Genomic DNA, 21,623 nt, shown 5'->3' on the forward strand with positions numbered 1-21,623 from the left:
TGTGAGAAGAGAGCGCGTATCTCTCTTCTCGGAAATTTAACTTGTACAGAGGAAAACCGTATGTCCAAAATCGTTAAAGTACTTGGTCGTGAAATTATCGATTCTCGTGGCAACCCAACAGTTGAAGCTGAAGTTCACTTAGAAGGTGGTTTTGTTGGTATGGCGGCGGCTCCATCAGGCGCATCAACAGGTTCTCGTGAAGCTTTAGAATTACGTGATGGCGATAAGTCACGTTTCTTAGGTAAAGGTGTTCTGAAAGCGGTTGAAGCTGTTAATGGACCAATCGCTAAAGCTCTTTTGGGTCAAGATGCTAAAGACCAAGCTAATATCGATAAAATCATGATCGATTTAGATGGTACTGAAAACAAATCAAACTTTGGTGCAAACGCAATCCTAGCTGTTTCTTTAGCAAACGCAAAAGCAGCTGCTGCAGCGAAAGGTATGCCTTTGTATGAGCATATTTCTGATCTGAACGGTACTCACGGTCAATACTCAATGCCTTTACCAATGATGAATATCATCAATGGTGGTGAGCATGCTGATAACAACGTTGATATCCAAGAGTTTATGATCCAACCTGTTGGCGCGCCTACTCTGAAAGAAGCGGTTCGTATGGGTTCTGAAATCTTCCATCACTTAGCAAAAGTGCTGAAAGCAAAAGGCATGAACACCGCGGTAGGTGATGAAGGTGGTTATGCGCCAAACTTAGAATCTAATGCGGCTGCATTAGCGGCTATCAAAGAAGCAGTAGAAGCTGCGGGTTATGTTTTAGGTAAAGATGTAACTCTGGCTATGGACTGTGCTGCATCTGAATTCTATAACAATGAGACTGGTAACTACGAACTGAAAGGCGAAGGTAAAACTTTCACTTCACAAGAATTCACTCATTACTTAGAAGAGCTGACTAAACAGTATCTAATCGTTTCTATCGAAGATGGCTTAAACGAATCTGACTGGGATGGTTTCGCATACCAAACTAAAGTACTTGGTGACAAAATCCAACTGGTTGGTGACGACCTGTTTGTAACTAATACTAAGATCCTAAAAGAAGGTATCGATAAAGGTATTGCTAACTCTATCCTGATCAAATTCAACCAAATCGGTTCACTGACAGAAACGTTAGCTGCTATCAAAATGGCGAAAGACGCAGGTTATACTGCTATCATCTCTCACCGCTCTGGTGAAACAGAAGATGCAACTATCGCTGATTTAGCAGTAGGTACAGCAGCAGGTCAAATCAAAACAGGTTCTATGAGCCGTTCTGACCGTGTTGCTAAATATAACCAGCTGATCCGTATCGAAGAAGCATTAGGTAGCAAAGCACCTTTCAATGGTCTGAAAGAAGTTAAAGGCCAAGCATAATCGTAATTTCGATTAGAAAGATTTATTAATTTTAAATGGGTGAATGTATTGTTCACCCATTTTTTTTGGCGCTAGATAGGGAAAGTAGGATATTTACACTAGAACAATGGAATAAAAAGTGTGATGCGTAAGAGAAAATAGTGTTCAATTTTTACTCTTTTATTAATAAATCGGTTAATTCTCGTGGATCAGATCCCAATTATAACTTTTGCACATTTTCAATGGAGTGAAATGTTTTTATATTTCACATATAACCTATTTCGTTAACAATTATGGCTTAGTGAACTTAATGTTCACGTCAGCTAATGTGGAGTATTATCATGGATGCGTCCAATTTAGCCCCATCGGCGAAATCAAGCCCGATAAACAAACGAGGGTTAATTATTTTAGCAATCGACGTTGTACTACTGCTGTTATTGCTAGAATTTTTACCCTACGATCCAAAAGCTAATGCAGGTTTAGCGTTAATGGTGTTTGTGGGTGTGTTATGGCTGACAGAAGCTATTCACGTAACTATTACAGCGTTGTTTATTCCAATCCTTGCGGTAGTGCTCGGGTTAATGAACACCAATGAATCGCTAAAATCTTTTGCTAATCCGATTATTTTCTTATTCTTCGGAGGATTTGCATTAGCAACAGCGCTTCATATTCAAGGATTAGATCGCTTAATCGCTAACCGCTTATTGATGATTGCTAAAGGCAAGCTCTCCATTGCTGTCTTGTTACTTTTTGGGGTAACGGCATTACTCTCAATGTGGATCAGTAACACGGCAACTGCGGCAATGATGTTACCGTTAGTGTTAGGCATTTTATCTAACTTAGATATTCGTTCAGAACGTAATACTTTCGTCTTCGTACTATTAGGTGTTGCTTATAGTGCCAGTATCGGTGGTTTAGGTACGTTGGTGGGTAGCCCGCCAAATGCAATTGCTGCTGCTCAACTAAATTTAGATTTTATTACTTGGATGAAGTACGGTGTTCCAATCATGTTAGTGCTATTGCCTATCATGTTTATTGTGATGTATCTGATGCTACGTCCTAACCTAAAACATAAGTTTGATCTGAAATTAGAAGTGTTAGAGTGGAATAACAAACGTGTTATTACCATGATTATCTTCTTAGTAACGGTATTTTGCTGGATCTTTAGCTCCTTTATCAGTAGCGCTTTCGGTGGTGTGAAAGATTTAGATACCGTCATTGCAGTCAGTGCCGCTATTGTTATTGGGGTGACGGGTGTCGCAAGTTGGAGCCAAATTCAGGAAAATACAGAGTGGGGCGTATTAATGCTGTTTGGTGGTGGTTTAACACTGAGCGCAATTTTACAATCTTCTGGTGCAAGTTTGGTTATGGCTGATTTTATGAAAGATACTTTTGGTAACAGCCATTGGTTTGTCATTATTCTTGCCGTAACAACCTTTATTATTGTTTTAACTGAATTCACCAGTAATACCGCCAGCGCTGCGTTACTTGTTCCTATCTTTGCAACGGTGGCACAAGCTTTAGGTATGCCTGTTATGGCGTTAACGATGATTATTGGTATCGGTGCATCATGTGCCTTTATGTTACCAGTGGCAACGCCACCCAATGCTATTGTATTTGGCTCCGGATATATTAAACAGACAGAGATGGTACGTGTAGGTGGGGTACTTAACCTTGTGTGTATCTTAGTTATCTCTCTCTTTGCTTGGTTCTTCTGGTTATAATTACAATTACTAATTAATAAATAAAAGGTATCTATAAAAATAGGTACCTTTTTTATTTTAATTAAATTAGTTTTTTTATTTTAATTATTCTAATTTTTTAATTTTATTAAATTAGAAAAAAAACAAATTGTACCTATACTTTAATTTCATTCTTTATTCTAATAAAAATAGTAGGTACAGGTTATGATTACAGTTTTAGATTATTTATTAGTAAGATTAAAAGAGTTAGAAATTAAAACTATTTTTGGTGTTCCCGGCGATTATAATTTACCTTTTATTGGTGTTGTTGATAATGATAAAGATATTCAATGGGTAGGCGCATGTAATGAATTAAATGCATCATATGCTTGTGAAGGATACGCACGGATCAAAGGTTTTTCTGCTCTGTGTACAACCTATGGAGTGGGGGAGTTAAGTGCGATAAATGGTGTTGCTGGCGCATTTGCAGAGCAGGTTCCCATTATTCATATTGTTGGCGCGCCTTCTCAGTCAAAGCAAGAGAAAGGAAAAACATTACATCATTGTTTAGCGACGGGTAGGTTTGATGCCTTTGAAAAAATGTATCGTCATATTTCAAAAACAACGGCTGTATTAACATATCACAATGCGACGGAAGAAATTGATAGAGTATTAGAAACATTGTGGCGTTATCGATATCCGGTTTATTTATTAATACCAGAGGATGTCGGTGTGATGAAAGTTAATAAACCAAAGTTACCATTACAATTAACATTACCTCAAAGTAATCCCGACGATTTAAATAAAGTTATTACTCTTCTTGAAAATAAAATTAAGCAATCAAAATCACCATGTATTATTATTGGCGAACAAGTATCACGTTACCAATTAAGAAAACAAGTTGAGAATTTATTAGAAAAAACTAATCTGCCGTTTTTTACTGTATGGGGAAGTAAAGGGGTTGTTGATGAAGGGCGTCAACAGTATGGTGGAATATTATTTGGTGAATTATCTAATCCACAAGGTTTAGATTATATTATAAATTCTGATTTAATTATTAGTCTTGGGGTGAGTTGGGATGAAGTTAATACAGCGGGATTTACCTTCGACGTTCCCACACAAAATTGCTATCAATTTTATGATACTTATAGCTTAATAGAGGAAGAGAAGATTTATGGCGTTTCTTTACTCGATATGCCTAACGCCTTATTAGCCCTTGACTATATTTATCCCCACAACATAGCGTTACTACCGCAAAAAATAGTACCGCCTGATTGGCAAGGACTGATAAAAATAGATTCTATTCCTCTTCTGTTAGATAAAGTCCTTGATGATAATTCGGTTATTCTTGCTGAAGCAGGTAATGCTTTTTTATGTGCTGTTAATCATATATTTTCTGGTAACAGTCAATTAGTGGTCAGTAATATTTGGGCATCCATTGGTTATACTTTACCCGCCGCATTAGGTGTTACTCTTGCATTAGAAAACCAAGGACGTGCCTTTGTTGTTATTGGTGATGGTGCATTTCAGATGACTGCACAAGAGCTTTCTACTTTATTACGCTTAAAACTCAATCCCGTTATTTTTATTGTTAATAATCAAGGTTACGCATTTGAAAAGATCTTTTACGGGCCTAAAGATACCTTTAATGATATCCAAAACTGGAATTACTCACAGTTACCTGAGCTATTTAATTGTGATGCTTATAGCGTGAAAGTGGATAGTCTAGAAGCGTTAGAAACCGTATTACCTTTATTAAAAGTGCATCAAGATGAACTGTGCCTTGTTGAACTTGATATGGATAAACATGACTATTCGGAGCCAATCAGTGAATTTATTGCGTTGCTTAATCAGTATAAATGATGGGTATTAAAATGTTATAAAGTAAACAGCCATCTAACTATCCGCTCGATAGTTAGATGGCGTTAACTGTTTATCAAGGCGCTAAAAACTATTTTTTTAAGTAAAGCGTTAATTGCGTTCCCGGTTTTAACATCTTGATATCAGCATTCCAGCTCATTAATTGCTTAAGATTAATATTGTGACGACGAGCAATACTGTAATAAGAGTCACCTTGACGAACTTTATAGTAACTTGGTGAAGCGCCGGTTGGTTTGCCTGTCGGACGATTGTTCACACTACCTGCATTATGAATTTTTAATGTTTGCCCAACTAATAGGGTACTCTTTGCACTTAATCCATTGAGTCGTTGTAGCTCTTTTACGCTCATATTATAACGTCGAGCAATGGCATAAAAAGAATCACCGGAGCGGACTTTATAAATACCTTCTTGTTTAATCGACTGATTGGCTTTAGCGACCGCTAAACGGATGGTCTTTAAAATCGCTTCGTCAGCAAACGCATTTTGGAACTGCGCAAGTTTATTACGAGGAAGCAAAATAACATGAGGGCCATTTGGTGCGGTGATCCCGCGCTTATAGCCTGGGTTATAGTCTTTTACGGTTGTAATAGGTAATTGGCTAAGTTCAGCGACTTTGCTTAATGTTATCTGTTCGCCAATATCAATTGCGGCTAATGATTTATCGCGATAGTTACTTTTCGGGAAAGTGATATCGGCTTCATTGTCACGGATAACTTTACTTAAGGCGAGAATTTTAGGCACATAATTCATGGTCTCTTTGGGTAATGAAAGTGACCAGTAATCGGTAGGTAGATTTTTGCTTTCATTAGCTTTTATCGCTTGCATAACACGACCTTCGCCCGCATTGTAAGCGGCTAATGCTAAAGGCCAGTCGCTATCAAACATAATGTAAAGGCGTTCAAGCAAATCTAAGGCTGCATTAGTAGAAGCGACAACATCACGGCGACCGTCATACCATTGATTTTGTGCTAGACCATAATAATTAGCTGTGACAGGGACAAATTGCCATAAGCCAGCCGCTTTAGCTGAAGAGGTGACATGAGGATTAAACGCACTTTCCACCACCGGAACCAGTGCAAGCTCCATCGGTAGATCACGTTTTTCTATTTCCTCAATAATCCAATACATATAAGGCTCTGCACGTAATGCAACGGTTTGTATATGTTTTGGATTATTTAAAAAATAAGTTTCTTGCTGCGAAATCCTTTCATTGTCAGGGATATCCATTTTTAATTCACTTACTACATAACCCCACAAATTGGTTTTTATATCATATTGTGGTTGGTAAGAAGTTGAAGTCCCTAAAGATGTGGGTGTTATCGCAGACAAATCGGGTTTTATGCTCTTAGATTGCTGGCAACCCGCCAATAGCAATATAGAGAACAAAATCACTTTTGTCTTCATGTTCGAAAATTAGTCCTGTGTGTTTTTTGCCCTAAATAATACTAGTGTTCCCAAATAAAACAACCGATAGGAACTAAAAGTTGTCTTTTAATTCTCTTAATTTTGTAAATGTCTTTATTGGAGCATAAGTATTAGAAGTTATACCTAAAATTCTTTGTAAATCAATATCGTCAGATTTTAGAAAAAGATTAATATTCTTTTCATTTTTCAGTGTTATCGGCACTGTTGGTTGCAAATGATGGCGCATTTCAGTAACTTTGTTTAAATAATCGGTAATATCAGGATTTTTTGGCATAATATGGTGCGCAAAGGTCAAGTTAGCTAATGTATACTCATGGGCACAACAAATTAAGGTGTTATCAGGTAATGCCATTAACTTTTGTAATGAGCTAAACATTTGTTGTGCACTACCTTCAAATAAACGTCCGCAACCGCCGGAAAATAGCGTGTCACCGCAAAATAAATAAGGTTCGCTATAGTAGGCGACATGACCTAATGTATGGCCTGGTGTTCCGATGACTAAAAAAGAAAAAGAATCAACGATAATGTGTTCTTGATCATGAATAATTTTATTAGCGCCTTTAGTTTGTGTTTCTTGTGGACCAAAAACCTCAATGTTAGGATATTTACTAACCAACCCAGCAACACCACCAACATGATCTTCGTGGTGATGAGTTAACAAAATAGCGACAGGTGTTAATGAACGTTGTGAGATGATGTCTATAACCGGTTTGGCTTGGGAAGGATCGACAATCACACATTCACTATTTTCATTACTTAATAGCCAAATGTAGTTATCGGATAAAGCGGGAATTCTGATAAGCTCCATAAAGTTACCTTACTTATAAATATAAAAGGGTTAAACGATGAAAGCAGCGCGTTCGGGAAAACCAATTTGTATGCCAAGCTCTTGGCGTAATATTCCTTGGGGAGAATATTACCGCATGGCAATTGAATTGCGATTACAAAATTGGTGGCCGAAAATATACGGTTTTCATATGCTTAAATTAGGTCAACTTAGTGCTGAACTCGATACTAAATCCAGTATGGTCTCACATCAAGTTAACGTGACTACAACGACGACAAACACAGATGTTATGGCGTCTCTCAATTATCTGCCATTTGAAAATAAATCGGTTGATGTCTGTCTTATGGCTCATGTTTTAGATTACAGTGCAGACCCTCATTGGTTATTAAGAGAAGCCGATCGTGTATTAGTGGATGACGGTTGGATCATCCTATCAAGTTTTAATCCTATCAGCCTATTAGGTATAGGAAAATGTACGCCTATTTTACGGCATAAACAGCCCTATTATTGTCGGATGTTTTCACTTCGTCGCCAAGTTGATTGGCTAAGTGTGCTTAATTATGAAGTGATAACACAACAGAACTTCCAGATTATGCCATTTTCCCGTCCCGTAAAACGTGATGGTAAGCGCTATCATGTCGGGGGATGTTTAAATTTAATATTAGCACGTAAAAGAACGCTTCCTTTAACACCCACCGCGATGAAGTTTGCATTACCGCGTATGAGTGTAAAAGGCAGAGTTTTAGGCGCTACACGTAATCGACCTGATTAATATCACTATCTGCCGTTATTACTCTCAGGTTTTATCTTGTTGACTTTCTAGATAGCCAGTATCTTCTTTTGTGGGAGATTGCGCGGCCGCTTTGGCCAGTTCATCACAACGTTCATTTTCGTCATGGCCTGCATGACCTTTAACCCAATGCCATTCAATTTCATGACGCTCAATGGCTTTATCAAGACGCTTCCATAAATCAACATTCAGCACAGGGCTTTTATCTGCTTTACGCCATTGGCGTTTTTTCCAACTATGTATCCACTTGGTAATTCCCTGTCTGACATACTGGCTATCCGTAGTCAGTGTAATTTTACAAGGGAATTTTAACGCTTCTAATGCTACGATAGCAGCAAGGAGTTCCATGCGGTTATTGGTGGTCATAAAAAAACCTTCACTAAGGGTTTTTTCATGCTGTTGGTAGCGTAAAATTGCACCATAACCACCAGGACCTGGGTTGCCTAAACATGAACCATCGGTGAATATTTCTACCTGCTTGTGCATAAAGGCGACTTATCCTTTTTAAGTAATACGAAAAATTAACCCTAAGTCTGACATAAAAACGGATTATGAGCACTCCAATCACACGACAAATTGTACTAGATACCGAAACAACCGGTATGAACAAACTGGGCGTTCACTATGAAGGCCATAATATCATTGAAATTGGTGCCGTTGAGGTTATCAATCGTCGCTTAACTGGGCGAAATTTCCATGTTTATATAAAACCAGAAAGATTGGTTGATCCTGAAGCTTTTGAAGTTCACGGGATCAGTGACGAATTTTTAGAAGATTGTCCTTCATTTGCAGAAATAGCGGATGAGTTTTTAGCGTATATTCGTGGTGCAGAATTAATTATCCATAACGCCTCGTTTGATATCGGCTTTATGGATTATGAGTTTCAGAAGCTTAACCGTGATATTCCTCTCACAGAAACTTTTTGCCAAATAACCGATAGCCTTGCTATGGCAAGGGAGTTATTTCCTGGCAAACGCAATAATCTAGATGCGTTATGTGACAGATATTTAATTGATAACTCCAAACGAACACTGCACGGCGCATTATTAGATGCCGAGATCCTCGCTGATGTTTACTTAGCTATGACCGGTGGGCAAACCGCATTAGCTTTTTCAATGGAAGGTGAATCGAACGAAGAGCAAAAAGGGGATGATATACAACGTATTGTACGACCAGTGCGTGGATTAAGAGTAATAAAAGCCTCTGCAGAAGAGTTAGTTGCGCACGAAGCTCGGTTAGATTTAGTGGTGAAAAAAGGAGGCCACTGTTTATGGCGTCCAGCTCCTGCTTCGAATGATGAAACTGCATAAAGGTAAAGTGATATAAATAGAGTGTTGAGATTAAAAACTATCCAAACGCATCTTTTTGTTAGAAAAATAGTTGACGACAAGGTAAGAGATTCGTAATATTCATCTCGTCCGAAAGGATACGCGGAGCGGTAGTTCAGTTGGTTAGAATACCTGCCTGTCACGCAGGGGGTCGCGGGTTCGAGTCCCGTCCGTTCCGCCAGAATTTATCGTTTTGATGTATTAACTGACATCAAAATAATTAGAAACCGTATCGCTTTATGCTGATGCGGTTTTTTTTGCCTAAAATAAAAATAGTATCATTAACTCATTAACTCATTAACTCATTTAGTCAGTATTCTGTCGACACTCACGTCTTCTATTACAGATATCTAAGTTTATTACTTTTGTCTCTGTTTTCTACCTCCATTTATAACGCCACTATTATTTGCTATTAAATAAGAGCAATTCATATTAATTGGTAGCTTTATTTTACCTATTATATTTTGTTATCGATAATGGTAACTATTATCGTTATAGTTTTAATTCGCATTATCTTGCTATAATCTCTCTTATACCTAGCGTGGGGTAACTAACAGGCTAACATTCAATGAGCGAAAATAGAGCGTCTAAACAACACTCAAGTAAAACAACAAAAGCAAGGGTAGTGAAGGAATATCAGCGACAGATACTTCGTCGTTTCTTTTACTTAATGATATTAGGGGGCGTGTTATGTAGCGTTTTGATCCTTGATTTTACTTTAGGGCCTTCAGGATTATCGCTGACTGAACTGTGGAATACACTAATATCGCCAGAAACTGCCGATGCTGGCACTCGGGTTATTGTGTGGGATATCAGGCTACCTTACTCCCTTATGGCGGTTGTCGTTGGAATGTCACTCGGGTTAGCGGGTGCTGAAATGCAAACTATACTCAATAACCCGCTGGCAAGTCCCTTTACGCTTGGCGTCTCTTCTGCCGCTGCTTTTGGTGCTGCTTTAGCGATTGTTTTAGGGATTGGTATTCCGGGGGTTCCTGCTCAGTGGTTTATTTCAGTTAATGCGTTTATTTTCGCATTACTGGCAACGTTGTTACTGGACTTTATCTCACGTTGGATGCGAGTTTCTACCTCTGGAATTATTCTCTTTGGCATAGCGTTAGTGTTTACTTTTAATGCTGCTGTTTCCATTATGCAATTTATCGCTAACGAAGATACGCTTCAGGGATTAGTGTTCTGGACAATGGGTAGCCTTAATCGGGCATCGTGGGATAAGTTATACATTTTATTGGTTGTATTAGTGATTATCTTCCCCTTGTCATTGATGAATGCTTGGAAACTGACGGCACTTCGTCTAGGGGAAGATCGTGCGATGAGCTTTGGGATCAACGTCAGACGCTTACGCCTAACAACATTACTTCGTATTAGCATCATTTCTGCCTTGGCGGTAGCATTTGTTGGCCCAATAGGTTTTATTGGATTAGTCGCTCCTCATATTGCTCGGATGACTTTTGGCGAAGATCATCGTTTTTATTTGCCCGCAAGTGCCCTTATTGGTGCATTGGTATTATCGATAGCTTCTTTAGTCTCCAAAAACCTTTTATCTGGTGTGATTATTCCGGTGGGAATTGTGACTTCTCTTGTGGGTATCCCTTTCTTTGTTAGTATCATTTTGCGTCATCGCGGGAGAATATAATGAACACGGGATTGAATGCTGGGTTGCGTATTGAAAAGTTTTCTACGGGATATGCGAAGCGAGAAATCATTAAAGAATTAACGGTCTCACTGCTTCCACGAGGGAAAATTACTGTTCTTTTGGGGCCTAATGGCAGTGGTAAATCGACGTTGTTAAGGGCGCTTGCTGGGCTTAATAGCGCACAAGGAAAGCTTTTTCTTGGTGATGATGAGTTACTCTCCCTCTCTTTTTCTAAACGAGCAGAGCAGGTGGTTTATTTGCCACAAACTTTACCTGCGGGTGTTCATTTGAGTGTCTTGGAGTCAATTCTGGTTGCAAGACGAGCTTTAGGTGAACATCGTTCTCATTCAGCGAATGATGAAGTTATAGATCTATTAGAACAACTGGGAATTTCACATTTAGCTATGCGATATCTTGATGAGTTATCCGGTGGACAGAAACAATTGGTGGGGCTTGCTCAATCACTAATTCGACGACCAAGTTTATTATTGCTAGATGAACCACTTAGCGCACTCGATCTTAATTATCAGTTTCATGTGATGGAATTAATCGCGAGAGAAACCAAGAAACGTAATATGATTACTGTGGTTGTTGTTCACGATATTAATATTGCATTACGCCATGGAGAGTATGTATTAATGCTTAAAAATGGGGAGTTAGTTGCCAATGGTTTACCAACTGAGGTGATCACACCAGAAATACTCGCCGATGTTTATCGCGTTAGCGCCCGTATTGAACGATGCTCTAGAGGCCATCCACAGGTATTAATTGATGGGAGGATAAATGATATATAGCATTTTTAAACCACTCAAATAATTGTATTTGATATGATGACTATACTTATTTGGGTGGTCTTTGATAGATTCAATTTGGTTTATATTTACCATTGATAATACGCGTGGCTTGTTTTATTAAAGGTAAATCAATCATCTCCCCATTAATCTGAAAAGCATAACTGGCTGTTGATTGCTTAACCACTTCTTGCGCCCATTTAATTTTTTCCTCAGTAGGTTTAAATGCCTTATTAACAGTATCTATTTGATCCGGATGAATACAGAGTTTAGCGCCAAATCCAAGAGCGCTAGCATGGTTGGCGTCCATTAATAATGTATTAGGTGTGCAAAATTCAGGGGTGACACAGTCAATAGGGGAGATAAGGTTGGCAATGCGTGAAGCGATAACGATTCGGCTTCTTGCGTATAGCAACGCTTCTGCTGTTTGTTGGCAATCAATATCTAGTGAGTAATCTAATGAGCCGAATGCTAATCTCGTTACACCACTATTGGCAATCTCTTCACAATGGTGCACTCCACGCGCTGTTTCTATAATGCCTATAAATGGTCGCTTTGATATAGCCAGATGAAGTTTTGATTTTATATAGGAAAGTATTTCCGCATCTTCCAGTTTTGGGATCATTACTCCTGTCATTAGCGTTTCATTTAATGAATTTAATAGATCAACATCGTTTTTAAATTCTTTCTCTTTAGGATGATTTATTCTGATATATATACTGGTGTTAATGATGGTGTTATTTATTGTCGTTAGCCAATTTTGAATGTTGTCACGTCCGAGCGGTTTTTCATCAGGATGAACCGCATCTTCAAGATCAAGAATGATCGCATTTGCACCATAAGTTAACGCTTTGGAAATCATAACTTTTTTATTAGCAGGGACAAACAGATAGCTAATCTCTTCGTTCATATTTACCTACCTTAGTAATAAATATAATGTATCTTCCATAAAAACGAATAATTATGAGAATGAGATTGATTATTATTTACATCATCATTTTCTGATGGTAGCTTACTCATCAACCTTTTTCAAGACGCTCGAAAAAGTAAAAAAAGGTTAAGTAACCCCCCAAGATAGATAAATTTAAATTAATTGTTTAAGCCTTATTTCTTTGGGAGAAAAATGATGGAGACGGTAGAGAAAAAGAGTATTGCAGGGCAACAAACTGCTATACAAACAGATTTTTCAACACGTAATGCCCTTGCTCGTATCATTCGCTGTCTTTTTGCAGAAAAATTATTGGATGATAATAAACTGCAAGTTTTCAATGATGAAAATAACGTTAAGTACCCGCTTTCTGATGGGATACATATCCTTCAATTTAATCAAACGACCGTTTTTCCTGCAAATACCGTTATTAATCGCGGTGATATTATCCTTAAATCAATGGATGGCCGCCACCGAATGGTGCAATCCCATGAAGAACTTATGGGGATACTGAAAAATGAACTTAGTTTCACCCCTACAACGGAGGGAATGACAAAATTCAATAAAGATGTAGCAAACAGTATCCATAATGATCGATTAGCTAGAGCACATCGGTCAAAGTGGCGGGATACGATTTCTAATGAGATGGCACAAGAGGGAACATCTTGTTTTATTGAATGGATAACTCGTCATTACAGTCGGCGTGATGGTGCAACTTTTCTCGATCAGTGGGGTGCGCTTGAAGGTCATTCTTATTACCCAACTTGGAAGTCTAGACCCGGTTTAAGCGATGATGATATTGTCGCACTATCAGCTGAATTTGGTGCACGAGTTAATCTGCGTATCGCAGCCATACAAAGCGATATGGTTTATTGTGAGAAGATGCCCCATATTCAGGATATCCATCAATGGTTTTCATCGGCTTTTCCAACCGTTTGGAATAAATGGTGTGAGTGGCTTACAAGTCAATATCAAAACCCACAAAAATGGTTACCTATTCCTCTGCATCCTTGGCATCTTGAACACTGGATCATTGCGCATTTCTCAAAAGAAATAGATGAAGGCATTCTTCTACCATTAGGCCCTCAACTTGAGACCGCGGCATCCATGTCGTTTAGAACCATGCTTCCTACCGCATCTAGATCACCCTTTATCAAATTACCTGTTGCTATCTGGATGACTAGCGAAATGCGCAGCCTTCAAGCCAAATCTATTCATATGGGGCCACGTATTAGTACGATTATTGAGGATATTTTGCGGGTGGATAAGGATTTTGATGGCAAGCTGGACTTTTTCCGAGAAGAAGTGGCGTGGCATTTTCGTCATAACGTACGTATGGATGACGCTGAAGGTAAGTTTCTCTCGGTTGTATTTCGTGATACGCAAGCATGGGAAAGAAACGATAATTTAATCGCTATCACAGTTGCATCATTATTTACTGAGCTCCCACATAAACCCCAACCCCTTATTAGCGAGCTGATCGCATTATCAGGCGACTTACCTGAAACATGGTTTCGTAATTATACCAAAGTCATACTGAAACCCGTTTTAGCGATGTATTTAATTTATGGCATTGCCCTTGAGGCACACCAACAAAATACGCAAGTTTTATTTGATGATTCCGGTCGTGCGGTCACCATGCTTATTCGTGATTTTGGTGATGGACGCAGTTGGGCTCCAGCACTGCGTCAGCAAGGATATGAGCTTCAACCTTATATCTGGCCCGGCATTTTACCCACGGTGTTTGAAGATGATATTGAACCTGTCAGAACCTTCGTTGTAGATGCTTGTCTTGTCAGCCATTTACATGAAATTGCGCTTTGTTTAACTCAACTTTATGACATCCCTGATACCCGCATATGGACTGTGATCGGCGAAGAGCTTGAACTTGTGTTTAAAGCACTTCAACCCAGAGTAGAGGCGGATTTTTGGCACAAAGAGCGTGAACATTTTCTCCACCACCCTTGGTATACCCGCTCATTAATGAGCATGCATTTACAGCAATATACTGATTACCGTCTTCAGCATGGACTTAACAATCCGTTAGCTGGTGAACAAGTAGATAACTCTAAGATCTGAGAGAATAATAATGATCACAAACAAACATTTTTTAGCATTGACTATTGCAGCAAGTTTAATTCCTGATTTCGTCAGCGCGGAAGAGAGAATTATTGTTAACGCAGAGCGCGTTAACCCCCAAACTAAAGGTAGGTTATCACAACAAGCCAACATAGGTTTATTGGGAAATAAAGATATCCAAGATATTCCATTTAGTATTAAGGGATATACCTCGAAATATATTGAGCAACGACAGGCTAAAACACTTGGCGATGTAATAAAAGATGATCCATCCGTTCAAGTGACATCTCCGTCAGGTGGTATTCTTGATTCCTTTATGATCCGAGGATTCCCTATCGGGGAAGGCAATATTGGTGAAGTTGCCCTCAATGGTGTTTATGGTGTAGCGCCAAATTATCAGTTATTACCTCAATATTTAGAGCGAATAGAATTACTAAAAGGGCCTGGGGCGGGGCTTTATGGTATCTCCCCCAATGGCGGGGTTGGCGGTGTTGTTAACGCGGTGACGAAAAGACCTACTCGTCAGGGAACTAAACAGATTACTACCACTTGGGGATCTGATAATCAACTTGGTGCCTATATAGATGTAGGTAAATTGTGGGTAACCCCAGACGGTGAAATGTGGGGCGTCCGATTTAATGGTGGTGGTAGTGGTGGAGATCTGGCGCTTGATAATACTCATAAAAAAACGGCATTAGGTGCACTCGCTCTTGACTATGGAAAAGATGGATTCACCGTTTCAGTTGATTTATTCGATCAATATCAATATGTCAAATCACCTAATCGTCCTTTTATTGTCTTAGCGGGTATCGATGTTCCTAAGGCCCCTAATGGTCGACGCAATATTGCCCAAAAAGGGATGTGGTGGAACACCCGCGATCAGGGCGTATTACTGCACAGTTCATACGAGCTTAACGATAATCTAACACTCTTCATGAATGCCGGTGGTGGTCGTTCAATCGTTTCACGTATCTCTGAGCAAACCCCAAAGATTATTAACGACAATGGAGATGTTGAATCGGCAATCACTAATTATCGCTTTAATGTACATCGTTATATTTTTGAAACCGGTGTCAGAAGTTATTTTTCAACGGGCGCTATTGATCATCAGATGACATTACAGGCCAGCTATTATCATGACCGTCTTGCTGTTGCGGGTAATGTAGGAAAACAAAAGGTGATTTCTAATATTTATTCACCATCAGAAGTCGATGTTACCCTACCATCGTCTCCAGCAAGCGTTCCCAAAGTATCTTCTAGTCAATTAACTAGCTTTGCCGTTTCGGACATCATGACCATATTGAATGGCAGTGTGGATATTATCCCCGGGATACGTTTGCAAAGAGTGCAAGCCGATAACTTTATGGCTAATGGACAGCGTTCGGCCAGTTATGATGAATCAGCGGTGACGCCAATGTTGGGGCTGGTTTACCATCCTTTAGAGTCTGTTTCGCTCTATGCCAACTATATTGAAGGGTTAAGCAAAGGCGATATAGCCCCGAGTTTTGCAAAAAATGCCGGCCAAGTGATGCGTCCTTATCGCTCGCGACAGTACGAAGTTGGGGTTAAGTATGATAATGCGGGAATACAAAGCAGTTTGGCTCTTTTCCAGATAACCAAGCCTAGTGGTGCTATCGACAGCACTGATAATATATTTAATGCTAATAGTGAGCAGCGAAATCGTGGCGTTGAAGTTAATCTTTCAGCGCAGGTGCTGGATAATTTACAAATCTCAGGCAATCTTTCTCTTATTGATGCCGAACTTATCAAATCGCCTAAATCTGATATCCGTGGTAACAAACCCGTTGGCGTTTCTCCTCTACAAGCAAATGTGGGAGTGGAATATGACCTTCCTATTTTGCATGGATTGTCATTAAACAGTTATGTCAATTATAGCGCAAAGCAATATGTCAATCAGGCAAATACACAGTCTATCAATTCTTGGACAACGGTAGATATGGGAGCCTCCTATAAAACACGTGTGTATGGTGCGCCTACCACTTTCCGTTTTGATGTACAGAATCTATTTAATCACCATTACTGGTCTGGTGTCGCGTCATATACCACTATTGCACAGGGAGCACCACGTACTTTCCTTGCCTCGGTAAGTGTTGACTTCTAAGAGGGTTCCATATGTCTTCGTTGTTAAATACTTATTACCGAGCAAATGAATCTTGGCAGATCGCTATAACCCAAGCATTACCCCCTTATATCGATCCGGTTATTATCCGTTGGTTGGAGACATCCCCTGATACCCTTGTTCATTTAACACAGATATATGGTTCACCCCTTAATATTGTCTGGCCTCATACTGTGGAGCAGAACGTTAATGCCATGGTCGAAGTCGCCAAAACATTTGGTATACAAACCAATTTGTATTATGGGGTTAAAGTCAATAAATCACAGTCATTATTACAAGCCGCTGTTGCTGCGGGAACTGGGGCGGATGTATCTAGCCTATATGAACTCAACGATGCTATTCGTGCGGGATGTAAAGGTACAGAGTTGTGTGCTACAGGCCCTGCCAAAACAACGGCATTTTTACAGGCGTTAATAGTGCAAGGGGCACGGATTGTTATTGATTCTATTGAGGAAATGGACGAGCTTATTCACCTTGCTACAAGGTGGATAAGTCCATCAGGACGTATAAGTATACTGCTGCGTTTTCGTCCTGAGTCTAATCATATCAGTCGTTTTGGTATGTTATCCGCTGAGATCATGACAGCGCTTGAGAAACTTAATTATAGTGACCAAGTAAAGGTTGATGGATTCCATTTCCATCTTAGTGGTTACTCTTCGGTATCTAGGATCAAAGCTTTTTTTGATACCTTACCCTTGATTAGCTACGCACGTGCTTTGGGTTACTCCCCTTATATTATCGATATTGGGGGAGGGTTACCTGTTCAGTATGTAGACAGTCATTGTTATAAGAAATGGCTCTCTACGCAAACACATAAAGACTATCGTACTCGACGAATTCCTGATTCTTTCTATCCATATGGTGGAGAGATAAATGCCCAAGGCTGGCTCACTGAGTTTCTAACCGGAGTCGATCCCACAGGTAAAAGAGTTTGTGATGCATTAATTGAGGAAGGATTAACACTTTGCCTTGAACCCGGAAGGAGCTTGGTTAATCAAAGTGCGATCAGTGTATTTCGTGTCTGTCGAGTTCGTCCATATGATCATGTCGGACATGTTATTTTTGTCGAAGGAACTAGTTTTAGCGCATGTGAAACGTGGTTTAATTCTGAATTCTTAAGTGATCCTCTCCATATTTATCGAAATAACCATCAGCCACTTTCTTCTGCTGGAAATGCTTGGATTGCAGGCCATAGCTGTTTGGACGACGATGTTATCACCAATCGTTTGATCGCTTTTGCACACCTACCAAAGCCAGGTGATTTACTGATATTTGCTAATACCGCAGGTTACCAAATGGATTTACTGGAAAATCAATTTCATCGGCATCCGTTGCCCACAAGATTAACTGCGGTCATAAACTCACATCAAAAACCTATATTTACCATTGATAATTAAGGACTTTTAATATGGTTTTTAGCAAAGTAACTGATTTAATTGGTAATACTCCTATCATTCAATTACCGCTGCTGCAATCGGATACGCGTCTTTATATCAAAGTGGAGAAAAATAATCCCGGAGGCAGTATGAAAGATCGCATGGCGAGAAATATGGTTGTTGCGGCACTGAAATCTGGAAAGATCAAGCCTGGTAGTACAATTGTGGAGTCGTCATCAGGAAATACTGGCATTGGGTTGGCAATCGCTGCTATCGAATTTGGGCTTCGATTTATCGCGGTGGTCGATCACCATGCTGCCCAAGATAAAATTGCTATCATGCGCGCTTTGGGTGCTGAGATCCGCTACGTTAAAGGCGACTATGGTGAAAATGAAGTTGCTGTTGTGGAACGCCAACGTATGGCGGCTGAAATCGCCAATGAAATTCCCGGCGCTATCTTTATGAATCAATCAGATAATGCAGCCAATGCGGGAGGATATGCAGATCTGGTACGTGAACTTATTAGTCAGATAGGCAAAATTGATGCGTGGGTTGGATGTGTAGGTACGGGTGGCTCTATGACAGGGATAGCCCATGGATTAAGAGTTCATAATCCAGAACTTGTAACCATTGCCGTAGAGCCGGAAGGCTCCATCATATTCGGAAAACCCGGTAAACCATACTATCAATCAGGTACAGGCACCCCACAAGGCGATACAGTGGGGTTAGTGTTGGATTACAGTTGTATTGATTATGGCGAACAAGTCTCTGATGTATGTGCTTTTGAAACGGCTCGTTACCTTGCTCGTCGTTTTGGTTTACTGGTTGGTGGCTCTACAGGGGGAGTGGTATATAAAGCGCTGGAGTTGATTAACAATAGTACAATTTGCGGAAATGTTGCACTTGCTATGGCTGATGGTGGTGAAAAATATCTGCAGACGATTTTTAATGACACATGGCTTAAAGAGCGAAATTTAATATCGGAGTCAGTCTGGGAACAACTTGATAATTGGTTTTCTTTGCCAACTTGTTTGGGGGATAGCAGATGATCCCAAATGAGAAATTGAGAGTAACACTATGTGGAGCCGGTCGTACAGGGCATCTTGCGGCAATTTTATTTAGCTTAAATCCTGCGATTGACGTCACTCTTTACAGCAGTCGCTCAGAAGCTGTGACAGCATATAAAGAAAATGATCATCAACTTCAGGCGGTGATGCCTGATGGTCAAGTTATTAAAACCCGCTCGGTTAGGATGACAGAAGCCATTGATGAGGCGTGCTCTGAGGCAGATATCATCATTATTACGACACCAAGTCATGTACGTGAAAGTTTACTTCAACGTATGGCGCCAATACTGCCGAAACATAAAAACATCTTTGTGGGCGCCATTCCCGGTTTTGCTGGCTTTGACTGGCTGGCTGAAAAAACGTTAGGTGATGCATCCAATATTGTTATATGGGGAATGAAAGATGTTCCCCATATTGCATTTGATCTGCAACCGGGAAAAAGTGTCAGAATGGGGGGCGGAAAATCACAACTCTATGTAGCTGTGCATAGAAGAGAAAAACCGCAATATGCCAATCTTCTTCTCAATTACCTCAAACAACTTTATGACTCACCTATTACGCTACTGACCGATTATCTAGAAATTACCCTAACGCCAGGAAATCCTATTATGCACAGCTCTGTTATCTATGGCCTTATCGGTCCATGGGGACAGTGGCACAATAGGCCTTTTGAGAGCATTCCATGTTGGTGGAACGATTGCCCTGAGTTGGGTGCCTATTTTCTTGCCCGCTGTGATAGGGAGAATCAAGCGTTATGTAATAAAGCAGAAGTTGTATTGGGGATTAATCTCAGTTCCGTGCAACCATTACAGCAGGAAATAGTAGCCGCATATGCGGACTCAATTGCTGATCCGCGAACATTACTCAGTGTGTTACGAACGAATAAGGCCTATCAGGGTATTCCTTTACCTCTTATTTCTACAGCACAATCCCATGGTTATATTTTTGACAAACAACATCGAGTTTTTCAGGAAGACATTGCCTATGGACTAGCGCTTCTTGTTGCTCTTGGGGAACGTCTTCGAGTACCAACACCCTATATAAGAGAAATATATGATTGGTGTTGTGGTTATATGGGAGGAAATCTGCCTCACCCTCAGATCCCAATGGATTGGCCAATAATAAGGGTGAAATAGTATGCGTGTTACCGGCAGTGTCATTTTTATTGTCCAGTTTTTATTTATCGTACAGTTACTCTCAATGGGAGCCATGGAAATGAGTGGCCCTTTTTGGCCGCTTCATCTCGAAAGTATGGCGTCGACAGAGCTACTGAGTATCGTGGGAACCGGCGTGTATATCGCACCTATGTTGGGCGTTATGCTAACCAGTACCTTTTGGGGACGAATAGGCGATAAAACTGGCAATAAAGTGATGATGATCCGTGCACTGATGGGGCTTGCATTAACGCAATTGGGGCTCGCTTTTGCCAATGATGTCTGGGTAATACTGCTACTACGCTTTTTACAGGGAACTTGTGCGGGGTATATTGCACCTGCTCAAGCTTATGGTATTGCCATGATCCCCATAGCACAACGTACTCGGCTTTTGGCATGGTTACAAGTATCTACCAATGCAGGATCGTTAGCTGGAGCCATTGCTGGTGGGGCCATCCTCGATTTACTGAGTTTCTTTTGGATAAACTTCGGGGCATTTATCATTTGTACGTTATGTGCACTACTGGTTTTTTTCATATTACCGAATGATTTACCGCGCCACGCTTCATCCAATTGCGTCACTTCCTCAACAAATAAAGCAAAAGCGATATCATCAATTAACCACAGCGTCATTGTTGGCTTACTTACCGTACTGGGTTTGTTATTAATGAGCCGCATGATCACACAAACCCCTTTTTCTCTTTATGTCAGTAGCGTATTTAATGCCTCTAACTGGTTAACAGGGGTCGCTTACGGATTGCAGGCTACAGGTGTGATTGTCTCAGCCTCCCTCTGGGCAAGATGGTTTGAAGCACACAACATATCTCACGCACTCTATCGAATGGTGGGGATCATTGCGGGATGTTTTATTGTGACCTTACTGCTAGCAGCAGTAAGAGAAATAAGCTGGTTTATCGGACTTTATTTTTTGTGGGGCATTCTTCTTGGGGCAACAACGCCAGTATTAACCGCATTAATATCTCGCTCAACCGCTGAAAGTAAACAGGGTTATATTTTGGGACTGGTGCAAAGTATTAGCCAGTTTGCCTCTATGGTTGGCATTGCACTGGGGGGGGGAATACTTGTTTGGCCTGGGTTGACCACGTTGTTTTTGTGTGTGGCGGTGATGTATTGCATTACTTTAATTATTACGCTGAAAATGAGTTACTCTTCAAAAAACACTAACCAAAAATAGGTTATTA

The 21,623-nt window shown here is 40.1% G+C and carries 17 protein-coding genes and 1 tRNA gene; 14 read left to right on the forward strand and 4 right to left on the reverse strand.

Annotated elements, in window-relative coordinates:
* The first annotated feature begins 60 nt into the window (after positions 1–60).
* The 3 genes from eno (at position 61) to PMI_RS01075 (ending at position 4,886) form a co-directional block, all read left to right on the forward strand.
* On the forward strand, positions 61–1,362 hold the full coding sequence (eno, locus tag PMI_RS01065; protein WP_012367511.1) for a phosphopyruvate hydratase: 1,302 nt from the start codon (positions 61–63) through the stop codon (positions 1,360–1,362).
* Positions 1,363–1,682: 320 nt separating this feature from the next.
* On the forward strand, positions 1,683–3,065 hold the full coding sequence (locus tag PMI_RS01070) for an SLC13 family permease (protein WP_004247295.1): 1,383 nt from the start codon (positions 1,683–1,685) through the stop codon (positions 3,063–3,065).
* A 183-nt stretch (positions 3,066–3,248) separates the two neighbouring features.
* On the forward strand, positions 3,249–4,886 hold the full coding sequence (locus PMI_RS01075; protein ID WP_012367512.1) for an alpha-keto acid decarboxylase family protein: 1,638 nt from the start codon (positions 3,249–3,251) through the stop codon (positions 4,884–4,886).
* An 88-nt stretch (positions 4,887–4,974) separates the two neighbouring features.
* Here the strand turns inward: PMI_RS01075 and mltD are convergent, their stop codons facing one another.
* Together mltD and gloB are read right to left on the reverse strand one after the other, a co-directional pair.
* Positions 4,975–6,309, reverse strand: a complete 1,335-nt coding sequence (gene mltD, locus PMI_RS01080) for a murein transglycosylase D (protein ID WP_012367513.1) — start codon at positions 6,307–6,309, stop codon at positions 4,975–4,977.
* A gap of 73 nt (positions 6,310–6,382) precedes the next feature.
* A complete protein-coding gene (gene gloB, locus PMI_RS01085) occupies positions 6,383–7,138 on the reverse strand; it encodes a hydroxyacylglutathione hydrolase (RefSeq protein WP_004252479.1) in 756 nt (251 codons plus the stop codon).
* 37 nt (positions 7,139–7,175) lie between these two features.
* On the opposite strand from gloB, the gene PMI_RS01090 reads away from it, so the two are divergent.
* A complete protein-coding gene (locus PMI_RS01090) occupies positions 7,176–7,889 on the forward strand; it encodes a class I SAM-dependent methyltransferase (protein ID WP_004244976.1) in 714 nt (237 codons plus the stop codon).
* Positions 7,890–7,913: 24 nt separating this feature from the next.
* Here the strand turns inward: PMI_RS01090 and rnhA are convergent, their stop codons facing one another.
* Positions 7,914–8,393 carry a ribonuclease HI gene (rnhA, locus tag PMI_RS01095; RefSeq protein WP_004244975.1) on the reverse strand — a complete coding sequence of 160 codons (480 nt, stop codon included), beginning with the start codon at positions 8,391–8,393 and terminating at the stop codon, positions 7,914–7,916.
* A gap of 65 nt (positions 8,394–8,458) precedes the next feature.
* On the opposite strand from rnhA, the gene dnaQ reads away from it, so the two are divergent.
* From dnaQ to PMI_RS01115, 4 genes are all read left to right on the forward strand, one after another.
* A complete protein-coding gene (gene dnaQ / locus PMI_RS01100; RefSeq protein ID WP_012367515.1) occupies positions 8,459–9,217 on the forward strand; it encodes a DNA polymerase III subunit epsilon in 759 nt (252 codons plus the stop codon).
* 122 nt (positions 9,218–9,339) lie between these two features.
* Positions 9,340–9,416: transfer RNA gene (locus tag PMI_RS01105), tRNA-Asp, on the forward strand.
* 489 nt (positions 9,417–9,905) lie between these two features.
* The gene (locus PMI_RS01110; RefSeq protein ID WP_223232014.1) at positions 9,906–10,886 is read left to right on the forward strand and encodes a FecCD family ABC transporter permease; all 981 of its coding nucleotides are present in this window, start codon (positions 9,906–9,908) and stop codon (positions 10,884–10,886) included.
* Positions 10,886–11,680 (forward strand): ABC transporter ATP-binding protein, encoded by a 795-nt coding sequence (locus tag PMI_RS01115; RefSeq protein ID WP_012367516.1) that lies wholly within the window; start codon positions 10,886–10,888, stop codon positions 11,678–11,680. Before PMI_RS01110 ends, PMI_RS01115 begins: the two co-directional genes overlap by 1 nt.
* A 70-nt stretch (positions 11,681–11,750) precedes the next feature.
* Here PMI_RS01115 and PMI_RS01120 read toward each other — a convergent pair whose 3' ends face one another.
* Entirely contained in the window at positions 11,751–12,587 is an 837-nt protein-coding gene (locus tag PMI_RS01120) for an HpcH/HpaI aldolase/citrate lyase family protein (protein ID WP_012367517.1), read from the reverse strand.
* Between the two features lie 213 nt (positions 12,588–12,800).
* Here PMI_RS01120 and PMI_RS01125 point away from each other — a divergent pair, with 213 nt between their 5' ends.
* Genes PMI_RS01125 through PMI_RS01150 form a run of 6 tightly spaced genes read left to right on the forward strand, consistent with a single transcriptional unit; the run spans position 12,801 to position 21,616 of the window.
* Positions 12,801–14,684, forward strand: coding sequence for an IucA/IucC family protein (locus tag PMI_RS01125; RefSeq protein WP_012367518.1), 1,884 nt, complete (start codon positions 12,801–12,803; stop codon positions 14,682–14,684).
* Positions 14,685–14,694: 10 nt separating this feature from the next.
* Positions 14,695–16,806 (forward strand): TonB-dependent receptor, encoded by a 2,112-nt coding sequence (locus PMI_RS01130; RefSeq protein WP_012367519.1) that lies wholly within the window; start codon positions 14,695–14,697, stop codon positions 16,804–16,806.
* A gap of 11 nt (positions 16,807–16,817) precedes the next feature.
* The gene (locus PMI_RS01135; RefSeq protein ID WP_012367520.1) at positions 16,818–18,221 is read left to right on the forward strand and encodes a Y4yA family PLP-dependent enzyme; all 1,404 of its coding nucleotides are present in this window, start codon (positions 16,818–16,820) and stop codon (positions 18,219–18,221) included.
* An 11-nt stretch (positions 18,222–18,232) separates the two neighbouring features.
* The gene (locus PMI_RS01140; RefSeq protein ID WP_012367521.1) at positions 18,233–19,249 is read left to right on the forward strand and encodes a PLP-dependent cysteine synthase family protein; all 1,017 of its coding nucleotides are present in this window, start codon (positions 18,233–18,235) and stop codon (positions 19,247–19,249) included.
* Entirely contained in the window at positions 19,246–20,403 is a 1,158-nt protein-coding gene (locus PMI_RS01145) for an NAD/NADP-dependent octopine/nopaline dehydrogenase family protein (protein WP_012367522.1), read from the forward strand. The genes PMI_RS01140 and PMI_RS01145 overlap by 4 nt, the downstream gene beginning before the upstream one ends.
* A gap of 1 nt (position 20,404) precedes the next feature.
* The gene (locus PMI_RS01150; protein WP_012367523.1) at positions 20,405–21,616 is read left to right on the forward strand and encodes an MFS transporter; all 1,212 of its coding nucleotides are present in this window, start codon (positions 20,405–20,407) and stop codon (positions 21,614–21,616) included.
* Positions 21,617–21,623: the final 7 nt, after the last annotated feature.

Origin of the sequence: Proteus mirabilis HI4320 (assembly GCF_000069965.1) — a bacterium.
GTDB lineage: Bacteria > Pseudomonadota > Gammaproteobacteria > Enterobacterales > Enterobacteriaceae > Proteus > Proteus mirabilis.

Excerpts from the sequence above, each read along its gene's own strand:
- PMI_RS01150 (WP_012367523.1), top strand. The coding sequence starts at position 20,405 with ATGCGTGTTACCGGCAGTGTCATTTTTATTGTCCAGTTTTTATTTATC.
- dnaQ (WP_012367515.1), top strand. The coding sequence starts at position 8,459 with ATGAGCACTCCAATCACACGACAAATTGTACTAGATACCGAAACAACC.
- PMI_RS01115 (WP_012367516.1), top strand. The coding sequence starts at position 10,886 with ATGAACACGGGATTGAATGCTGGGTTGCGTATTGAAAAGTTTTCTACG.
- PMI_RS01130 (WP_012367519.1), top strand. The coding sequence starts at position 14,695 with ATGATCACAAACAAACATTTTTTAGCATTGACTATTGCAGCAAGTTTA.
- gloB (WP_004252479.1), bottom strand. The coding sequence starts at position 7,138 with ATGGAGCTTATCAGAATTCCCGCTTTATCCGATAACTACATTTGGCTA.
- PMI_RS01070 (WP_004247295.1), top strand. The coding sequence starts at position 1,683 with ATGGATGCGTCCAATTTAGCCCCATCGGCGAAATCAAGCCCGATAAAC.
- mltD (WP_012367513.1), bottom strand. The coding sequence starts at position 6,309 with ATGAAGACAAAAGTGATTTTGTTCTCTATATTGCTATTGGCGGGTTGC.
- PMI_RS01140 (WP_012367521.1), top strand. The coding sequence starts at position 18,233 with ATGGTTTTTAGCAAAGTAACTGATTTAATTGGTAATACTCCTATCATT.
- rnhA (WP_004244975.1), bottom strand. The coding sequence starts at position 8,393 with ATGCACAAGCAGGTAGAAATATTCACCGATGGTTCATGTTTAGGCAAC.
- PMI_RS01120 (WP_012367517.1), bottom strand. The coding sequence starts at position 12,587 with ATGAACGAAGAGATTAGCTATCTGTTTGTCCCTGCTAATAAAAAAGTT.
- PMI_RS01090 (WP_004244976.1), top strand. The coding sequence starts at position 7,176 with ATGAAAGCAGCGCGTTCGGGAAAACCAATTTGTATGCCAAGCTCTTGG.
- PMI_RS01075 (WP_012367512.1), top strand. The coding sequence starts at position 3,249 with ATGATTACAGTTTTAGATTATTTATTAGTAAGATTAAAAGAGTTAGAA.
- PMI_RS01125 (WP_012367518.1), top strand. The coding sequence starts at position 12,801 with ATGATGGAGACGGTAGAGAAAAAGAGTATTGCAGGGCAACAAACTGCT.
- PMI_RS01110 (WP_223232014.1), top strand. The coding sequence starts at position 9,906 with ATGATATTAGGGGGCGTGTTATGTAGCGTTTTGATCCTTGATTTTACT.
- PMI_RS01145 (WP_012367522.1), top strand. The coding sequence starts at position 19,246 with ATGATCCCAAATGAGAAATTGAGAGTAACACTATGTGGAGCCGGTCGT.
- eno (WP_012367511.1), top strand. The coding sequence starts at position 61 with ATGTCCAAAATCGTTAAAGTACTTGGTCGTGAAATTATCGATTCTCGT.
- PMI_RS01135 (WP_012367520.1), top strand. The coding sequence starts at position 16,818 with ATGTCTTCGTTGTTAAATACTTATTACCGAGCAAATGAATCTTGGCAG.